General features: G+C 55.8%; 10 protein-coding genes. 4 read left to right on the top strand and 6 right to left on the bottom strand.

Features of this window, described 5'->3' with window-relative positions:
• The coding region (locus VGG64_28285; GenBank protein ID HEY1603532.1) for a hypothetical protein at window positions 1-426 on the bottom strand (426 nt) is incomplete at its 3' end.
• Between the two features lie 56 nt (window positions 427-482).
• Here VGG64_28285 and VGG64_28280 point away from each other — a divergent pair.
• On the top strand, window positions 483-617 hold the full coding sequence (locus VGG64_28280) for a hypothetical protein (protein HEY1603531.1): 135 nt from the start codon (window positions 483-485) through the stop codon (window positions 615-617).
• A gap of 217 nt (window positions 618-834) precedes the next feature.
• Here VGG64_28280 and VGG64_28275 read toward each other — a convergent pair whose 3' ends face one another.
• The 3 genes from VGG64_28275 to VGG64_28265 all read right to left on the bottom strand — a co-directional run bounded on the left by VGG64_28275 (window position 835) and on the right by VGG64_28265 (window position 4,125).
• Complete coding sequence (locus tag VGG64_28275; GenBank protein ID HEY1603530.1) at window positions 835-1,770, bottom strand: S1/P1 nuclease; 936 nt, start codon at window positions 1,768-1,770, stop codon at window positions 835-837.
• 94 nt (window positions 1,771-1,864) lie between these two features.
• Window positions 1,865-3,007: a hypothetical protein gene (locus VGG64_28270; protein HEY1603529.1), complete on the bottom strand. Its 1,143-nt coding sequence runs from the start codon at window positions 3,005-3,007 to the stop codon at window positions 1,865-1,867.
• An 86-nt stretch (window positions 3,008-3,093) separates the two neighbouring features.
• Entirely contained in the window at window positions 3,094-4,125 is a 1,032-nt protein-coding gene (locus VGG64_28265) for a hypothetical protein (GenBank protein ID HEY1603528.1), read from the bottom strand.
• 317 nt (window positions 4,126-4,442) lie between these two features.
• On the opposite strand from VGG64_28265, the gene VGG64_28260 reads away from it, so the two are divergent.
• Window positions 4,443-4,769 (top strand): hypothetical protein, encoded by a 327-nt coding sequence (locus VGG64_28260; protein ID HEY1603527.1) that lies wholly within the window; start codon window positions 4,443-4,445, stop codon window positions 4,767-4,769.
• A 274-nt stretch (window positions 4,770-5,043) separates the two neighbouring features.
• On the opposite strand, the gene VGG64_28255 is transcribed toward VGG64_28260, so the two are convergent.
• Complete coding sequence (locus tag VGG64_28255; protein ID HEY1603526.1) at window positions 5,044-5,502, bottom strand: hypothetical protein; 459 nt, start codon at window positions 5,500-5,502, stop codon at window positions 5,044-5,046.
• Window positions 5,503-5,507: 5 nt separating this feature from the next.
• On the bottom strand, window positions 5,508-6,908 hold the full coding sequence (locus tag VGG64_28250; GenBank protein ID HEY1603525.1) for an AAA family ATPase: 1,401 nt from the start codon (window positions 6,906-6,908) through the stop codon (window positions 5,508-5,510).
• 545 nt (window positions 6,909-7,453) lie between these two features.
• Between VGG64_28250 and VGG64_28245 the strand changes: the two genes are divergently transcribed.
• Window positions 7,454-7,651 carry a hypothetical protein gene (locus tag VGG64_28245; protein HEY1603524.1) on the top strand — a complete coding sequence of 66 codons (198 nt, stop codon included), beginning with the start codon at window positions 7,454-7,456 and terminating at the stop codon, window positions 7,649-7,651.
• The coding region (locus VGG64_28240) for a thermonuclease family protein (GenBank protein ID HEY1603523.1) at window positions 7,648-8,419 on the top strand (772 nt) is incomplete at its 3' end. The genes VGG64_28245 and VGG64_28240, both read left to right, overlap by 4 nt.

Raw genomic sequence — 8,419 nt, 5'->3', positions numbered from 1 at the left:
GCCTTCGACGCTTTTCACCAAGTGCAAGTGCTGGGGGTCGTGGCGGGCCTTTGCGTAGGAGCCGCCGACCGTTGTGCGTGCTTCGGCAACCATGTTGATGATTGCAGCCTGGGTCCCAGTATTCTGTTGGAGAACGTCGCTCCGTTGACCGGCAACGCCGACAAAGGGAACAACCTGTCGCCAATAATACTGAATGAATTTTTCGGCGATTATGCTCGTGGGCACGAGCAACGCGCCGCCGGAATCATCGCCCAGCTCAACCGAAATGTCGGCCAGGGCAATCAGCAGCGCGTACTTGTAGGTGGCGACAAATCGCCCCTCGGCCAGCAAACGCTGGATATTGCGCAGGAACGTGATCTGCTCGGCCGGAGTGGGCGGTTTTATCCCTGGTTCGGCCAATATCGGGCTTTCGCCGGCAATACCCACCGAATGCCTCCACGCGGATCGGGAACATCGCCATCGTACCGTGGAATCACGTGCAGATGAGCATGCCCGACAGTCTGGCCGGCTGCAATCCCGTCGTTGACGCCAATGTTGAAGCCGCTTGGGCGAAAACGGTCCAGCAGTATTCGTCGAGCCTGCGCAACGAGCTGCCAAAGGTCTGCCTGCTCGGCTGACGGCAGCTCGAAAATGCTCTGAACGTGTCGCCGAGGCACTATGAGCGAATGGCCCGTCGACACTGGAAATGCGTCGAGCCACCCAAAGGCAACTTGGCTTTGGAGCAGCAGCTCTGCTGGCGGCGGGTTGCAGAACGGGCAGTCGATTTCACCGGACATGGATTTGACGCGCAAAAAGGGCGAAACAGGCCCCCCGTTGAAAGATACGCGTATCTTTCTACGGGCGCTGCTGACCACTAGCCCCAGCATCCCGAAAAACCGACGCCAAAACCCCAGCCATCCGATTCCCAGCCAACGCACCGCGCCGGCAGGCAACCCGCTTCCCCTCGGCAAGATACCCATCCGGCAGCACGGGAGCATCCGCTTTGTCGGGTGATCCAGCCAATTGCCCGTTGTCGTACGCCACCATCCGGGCCGTTTCAAAGCTTTCCTGCAACCATGCCTCGAAATTGACTGCCGTTGGCGCCGGCTCGAGTTCTTGGAGTTGATCTCGTGGGTATTCTGCTCGCAGCTCGATAGCCTTGTTATGCACTCGCCTGAACTTCGATGACCCCAGCATAAAGTCATCCCAGATCGTGTGCAGGCCAATGGGCCTTGAGCCTTCCCTTGCCCGGATGAAGAAATGCGTCCCGCCGCGATCACCCTCGGGAAATTCAGTCGTATACAGCGTTGCCGTGTGCAGCGGCTGATGGGCATCGCCGACCAGGTGGAGCACCCAGCACAGCGCCACGGCTTTTTCGGCATCGCTGGCATCGCTTTGCAGCACGCCGACATTTTGGCGAAAGCCAACGCGGATGTTCTCGGGGTCCAGCTCTGGCGGCTGCACCGAGTCTGGCTGGCCCGCCGGCTTGAAGGGCAGATTGATGTAGTGCCACTTGGGATGCGTGAATTCCCTCTCCCGCCGAATATCGTCGGGCCATCGGGCGGCAAGCATGAATAAGTTGAGGCCTTGCTCGTCGTCAGTGACTTCGCTCAGTGGCCGTGCCCAGCGCTGGTCAAATTCCGGATGCTGCTTCAGGATGGCGACGATCTTGTCGAGGGCATCAGGATTTGAGGCCTTCAGCGTGCTGTAGGCAATCGCCCCGGTGACCATGTGGCCGGCGGCGTTCCATGCCCAGGCCGGCGATGTCAAAGCCAGTACCACGACGATCATGGCCAGCCTGCTGGATTGTCGCGTCATGCTTCCTCCTCAGTGCTTGGTCGCAGTTCGCAACGCAATTACCGGTAATTGAATCTGCTACTCGGCGTTATTTTGACCAGTCCTCGACGGCCATTTGCCCAAACTGCTCTTCGCTTGGAAAGTCGTCGACAGCCCAACGTGGCGGATACAGGTCGAGCGGCTTCATTAAGGAACTCGCCACCTCGATCATCCGATCCCATCTCGCAAAACGATGAGCCTTCACGTCTGGGTCGTACAAACCCACGAAATCTGTTTTGGGCAGCCAACTCACGATGCCTTTCGACCAGACGCACCAACTGAGAAGCCGGCCGCTTTTATCGATCACACTAAAAGTTGCTACGAATACGTCGAGCCCAGTCTTCTCATGCAGTTTTTCGAGTTGCTGTTTCTGCTCAGCATATTCACCGAACAGACAACGAAGCTCCAACGTCCGGAACTTTGCGTAGTGGGGATGATCGGCCGGTGGCTGCCAAGCATGCCATTCGTCGCCGTCGAGCATGTGCGGAATGGAGCAGAGAGGCCGAGGATCTTCTTTCATTGATTCGGCTTGTTCAGCCATCTGCCCCAACCCATCGAGTTCCTCCGACCCAGTCACCATCAGACAATTGCGGGTGATGGGTATTGCAATGGTCTTACCCTGGAACTCAAGGTCTCGAACCTTATCGAGCATCAGCATTCGGCTGGAGTCGTACGCATCGCCGCATTCAAACACGTAGAGATTGCTGGTTGTCCTGATCAGGTTGAAAGGCCGCGCCTCCAAGTTGTGGCGTGCGATTTCGCCCGCTTCGTAGGCGCTAGCGCCCCATTGCCGCAATGCCTTGTTGTTCACGAGTTGCATGGTGTTTGGCAGGTCGTAGGCGAGGCAGACGACCAGGTGCTCGCTCAATGGCAGGGCAGCTAGTTCCGTGGGCTCAGTAGAACCGGCGATTTCTTGATCCAGCCGCAGCACGTCAAGCATTGCTCGAGGCCGGATAGTTGGCAACAAGTCGGGTTTGGCATCTTCGAAGTCCTCGGGCACCTCCATCCTATTGAGCAGGCCTACGCAGTTCTTTTTTAGCCACGTCGCCCGTTCGGCCTTGGCTATCCGGAGATATTCGCCGAATAAATTGACCACGTTCAGCACGCCGGCGGGCTTGCCCTTTTCGGTGAACTCGAGCCGCGAATTCTCAGCGTCATAGCGCGAGGTTCGCGGGTCGCCGGCAGCCCGCAAGGCCGCTGCCAGGAGGCTTGCAAACTTTTCTTGCGTTGGCGGCTTGAAGAAGCGGTCAAGAAGGCCCATGAGTGCTGCATGCGGCTTCAGCCGTCCTCCCCAGTGCCGCCGTCGTCAACCTCACTTTCGTCGGCCGTGAGCCAAGTCCGCGTAATGAGGTCCTTCTTTACGGCTTCACGGAACGCTTGGAAGTCACCGGCTGTTTCCAGGACAAATCGCAACGCTCGGGCATCTTGGACTGGGACAACGTCGCTTCGCTTACTTAGACGTTGTTTCCAGTAATCATCGTCCCCGTCAAATCGACCCCGCTGCCAAACGTAAGCGTAGCCGCTCCGCACTGTAACCGACCATCGCCACCTGTCATTAATACGGTATTTGAGAAACCGCTTGGGCAAGTAGTTTTCCTGGTTGTTCTGCAATTCCTCCTTGAAGAATGTAACCATAGCTTGGTTGGCGATGTTTGCCAGAGCCGTTGTCCAGTCCGGCCATTTTGGCGGCTTGCTTACCTTCCCATGCACGCGCGGCGCTGCGATACCCGTCAGCTCTGGGGCAGGGTAAACGTTCGAGCAGACTACAAAATCGCTCTTGTTCGTTTTGTCGCAGGCCAAGGATAACCGGCAGCAATGAATGTCCACGCCGTATTGCTCAGTCAACCATTCGGTGGCAACAAGTACAGAATAATCGAATGCTTCAGCGACCAGGATGATCCGCTGTTGCCGGTTGATGTCGTCCGTTTCCCCAACAAGAAAATCGGCTAGCTCATCTTGGCGTGCTGCGTCGAGTCGTTGAGTAAAGTCCTGGGCCTGCCACTTGTTCACCATGCCGGCATATGTAATTGCCTGAAGCATGTGCAGCTTGTGGCTCCCGCGTTTCAGCTCGATGATCACTGCCAAGCCTTCCTTGTCCAACGCAAGTACGTCGATCCGGTCTTGGACGTTTGGCGATGGCGCGATTTCTTTGCCGATCAGAAACAGTTCTTGGCCGATTTCCTCGAAGAATGCTTGTGGGCTGTTGCAGATAAATTCCTGCAAGTCGTACCGCTCAGTTATCGAGGCATCGGCCAGCGCCGGCGTTTCGAGTCGGGAAAAGGTTTTGGCGGTTCGGTCGATTTTGAGCATATCGCATATCCCGTAGTGGCGACGCTTCAGAGGGAATCGGGCACTTCGGCTGCAATGACAAAGATACGCTGCGCTCGTCGTCCGTGCCAATAGGCTCTTGCTCGACCACGCTGCCCTCGGCCTCTACCGATTTTCGGTACTGGCAGGCGGCTGCGGGGCCGAGCTGACCGTTAGCAGTCGCATCCAGTGTTACCCATCGGACCGTGGCACGAAACACCTCGTAGCCTATAAATCTACCGCGACTTTATAGCAAAGCGCCCCCAGCCCAATTATCCTCGTAGCTTGTCGAACGCTCCTACAAGCACGAAGGTGACCAAATGGCAAAAGCCAAAACCAGCAAGTCTGCCAAAGTCCGTGAAGCATTAGCCGCCAATCCCAGCAAGTCCGTTGCCGAACTGGCGAAGGAGTTGAAGGTTACGCCAGGCCTGATCTACAACATCAAGGCCACGTCGAAAAAGAAGCCCGGCAAACCAAAGGGCAAACCAGGTCGTAAAGCTGGCCGCAAGTTCAGTGCAAATGGAGCGGCACCACACGCCGCCCATCATGCCCTCGATTCGGCCTTCGAATTCGTCACGAAGGTCGGTGGGCTGCTCCATGCCGAGCAACTGATCGACAAGCTCAAGTCGATCAAAGAGCGGCTGTAGGGGCTGAGATTCACCAAGCAGCTCAAGCGGCCCGCCATGGTCAAATACGATCTCGGCGGGCCTTTTTGTTGGGCAAGTGTTCCAGCAGCCGTGCGGAAAAGCCGCGAGGCGTTTGATCGTGACGGAACTCAACCGGGCTGCCCTTGGCATTTACCGACTCCTCGGTATTGGCCGGTGGCGGCGGGGCCGATCGCGTGCCCCTCGCTCTTGCAGGACTTGTCTATCGGCGAGAACGCTTTCTCGAATCGCCCAGGCCCCACCCAAATCACCACAACTACGCAGGATTAAGATAATCTGGCTGGCGCAACGACCAAGTTCCCTTTGGCAAGCTCTTGATAAACGCCGTGACGTTGGTGTCACGTTTAAGGCGTTTTTGGATTCCAGCCGCAACATTCGCCTTAGCTCCTGTTGATATTATGAGCGCACGCTGCAACCAGACACCTTTCAAGCACGAGCGGATTGCCTGTATAGCCCGCCGAATCTGCTGCTCAGCGGTCGCTAACGCTCCACCCTTTAGCTCGACGAAGAGGAGGACTGCCAGTGCACCATTATGATATTCTACAAGGATATCACAGACCTGTTGGACGTGGAAATGGTCCCGAAATGCTTGATTGTCAATTCCAAAAAACCTAATGGCCTCATCTCCTACTCTGTTAATGCTGACGGTTTTTCCTTGCTCTGTATAACTCGTTCCCGGCAGCAAGCAGTGCGCCTCCAAAACGTCAAATGGCATAGAACCTACTTTCCGTCGTTTTGATCGAGCAGGTGTGCGTAAAGATTAGCCGTATAGTCACTTGTATCACTAAACGTCTCCATTTCGACAAGTCGCTCCTGCTTGTTCAATACCGGCACTGCCGTTCCATTATCTCTGAACCAATAGGCAGCAACCTTATCCTGAGATATGAATGCCCTTTGGTCGCCCAGCTTGAACTGAGATGCCACCGTGGCTTGCTTGGCCGCCGAGAGACTGGACGCTTCCATCAGGCTATTCAAATGGTCGGTAATATAAGGACTGTGTGTAGTAAATACTATCGTGATCCCCTGATTTGCCAGACACGCTAAATACTCAGCGATTCTGAGCTGAGCTTCCGGGTGCGCGTTCATCTCTGGCTCATCGATGATGATTAGATCAGGGATATTTGCATACCCGAACGTTTGAAGATATATGCCTAGACCTGATAAAGACCGAACCATCGATGCTACGGAGTGCATTGGCAGAGGGGGGGCATTCTCTCCGAGATAAACAAGCTCCTTCGCTTTGGGATCGCCCTCATACTCAAGCACACCTTCGAGCACCTTGTCTCCCATTAATGCTACTAGCTGCGGCGAATACTCTTGCGGCTTCATCGCATTACGGTCGTTTAACATGTTTGTCAGTGTGATGAAGTCCTTTGCGGGAACAGTCAGAGCATTTGTAAGTTCCTTGGCCGCCAAAAGCTTTGCGGTTGTCCATAAGGCCTTGCGCTCCGATGGAAACGCGACAACGTTTCCTTGGACACCGAGTACCAGCCATCGCACGTAATTTAAAATGTGTGAGCGAGTTAGATTGCGGTCATCATCGAGGGGATACGGTGACGTGCTATAACCAATTCCGTGGCTAAAATACGGATTGCCAAAGGTAGTAATTTGAATGCTTCGATAATTGCGATTGAATTTGATGGTAATACCTTTATTGACCCCGTCATAGAGAAAGCGCCGTCTGTCACACTCAAGGCTTACTCGTGCGTCGCCCAGAAGGGCGGGGTCAATCGACAATAGAAAGCCAAGAGCCTGTGCGTTGAACGTAAAGCGGAGTGGATCGGGTAGCTCAAGGTTCTCAAGCAGCTCCTGGCGGTAAACGGTAATTTCGGTGACATCTGTCTCAGGTGCGTCTGCGGCAAGGGCCTTCTGCCTATCGAATACGTTGGCAGCGGCGGAAGAAATGCGAGTGAGAAGTTCTGCCGGAATTGTGAGGTAGTCGCTAAGCGCCGAGAAGGTGCCCCAGTTATAGAGCTTCGACGATAAAGACTGAGCAAGACCATAGAGGGCATAGGCCGCCCAGGTTTTGTTCGTATTATTCCGGCCAACAAAGACGGTCAACGGCTTAATATCGACCGTTACGTTGTTTAGTCGACCGAGTTGTTCGATAACCAACTGCATTGCGGATCTCCTTGCTGCCAGGGTTAGTCAAATTGTAGCCAGGAAGGATGGTGCGCAGAAGAAGGAGTGTCGCTGTGATCGCCTGTGCCCGAGGGCGGCCTGCCAAGGGCCTGGGGCAATTTTCACCTGCGTTGGCAACCGAAAGAAGCAATCCAAGACGCCTATCAGCGGTGCACCCGGAGTTGATTGTACTGAAAAGCCGCGATTGGACGGCAGATGCCGGTGGCTGGCGGGGGCGTTTGAATGGATCGGTCTCGCTGCCAGCGGCCCATACGGAATTATTCCGTAACGGCCTGTGGCAGCACGACCGGTCCGGCACTTACGCCACGGGCGATTGGAAGCTGTCGTTTGGCCCAGTATACTCGGCAATCCGGTCGCGCCACGTACCATGCCCCCCGGAAAAATGGAAGCATGATGATCGCCTGGTACCGCCACATTTTTGGCCTCTTCGTGCTGCTGCTCGTCATACCGGTACCGAAGTTTCCTCCACCGGCATTTCCAGCGCCCGGCGCGGAATCTGGCTAATTGGCTCAGGAGGCACTTCCATGCGATTCAAAGTCACTACCGAAGGCCCAGACCGCCTGGGCTTGCGGCAATTGGCCGAAACCTTCGCCAACGACCAATGGCTACCTGCGCGCCTCACGCCCAAGCAGGCTGAAGAGATTGTTCTGGATCAGTTTCGGCGGGCTGTGGCGATGGAGCTTGAGCTGCTGCTTGTCAGTTGCACGGAGGCGACGGCATGATTCGCCTGATTGCCCTTTTGATCTTGCTGCTACCCGTCCCGGCTGTGGCCGAGGAATTCACAGGTAAAGTCGTGGCGATCACGGATGGCGACACGATCAAAGTGCTTCGGGATCGGGAAGAGATCAAAATCCGCCTGGAAGGAATCGACTGTCCCGAGAGTCATCAGGCGTTTGGCAATAAGGCCAAACAGGCGACATCCGATTTGGCGTTCGGCGAGATCGTGACCGTTCAGGCGAAGGGCAAAGACCGATACGGTCGTGTTTTGGCTGACATCATCTTGCCTGATGGCAAGAATCTCAGCCGAGAGTTGGTCCGCTCCGGTTTCGCATGGTGGTACAGGAAGTATTCCAAAGACGAAACTCTCGGCAAATTGGAAGCGGAAGCCCGAGACGCTAAACGAGGGCTGTGGGCTGACCCAAACCCGATCCCGCCCTGGGATTGGCGACATGGCCAGCGCATGGCTCCTGCAACTGATGCCCCGCCAGCCAAGATCGAACCAAACGGCGTGGAGATCGTGGCGTTGCTGCCGAATCCGGTCGGGCGAGATCGAGGCCATGAGGAAGTCACATTGGCAAATTCCACGGCCCAAGAAATCCGCCTACACGGCTGGAAGCTGCAAGATCGAGCGGGCAACGAATTCCGCCTTTCAGGGTCAATCCCGGCGAAAGGCAAGTTGCCCATTACAATGACCGATCCCTCGATGCCGCTCAACAACGATGGCGACGACGTGTTCCTGATTGACGCCAACGGGACCGTCAGAAGCAAGG

Source organism: Pirellulales bacterium (assembly GCA_036490175.1).
Taxonomy (GTDB): domain Bacteria; phylum Planctomycetota; class Planctomycetia; order Pirellulales; family JACPPG01; genus JACPPG01.
The sequence above is the reverse complement of the archived record's forward strand: the minus strand, read 5'-3'. Positions and strand labels throughout refer to the sequence as shown.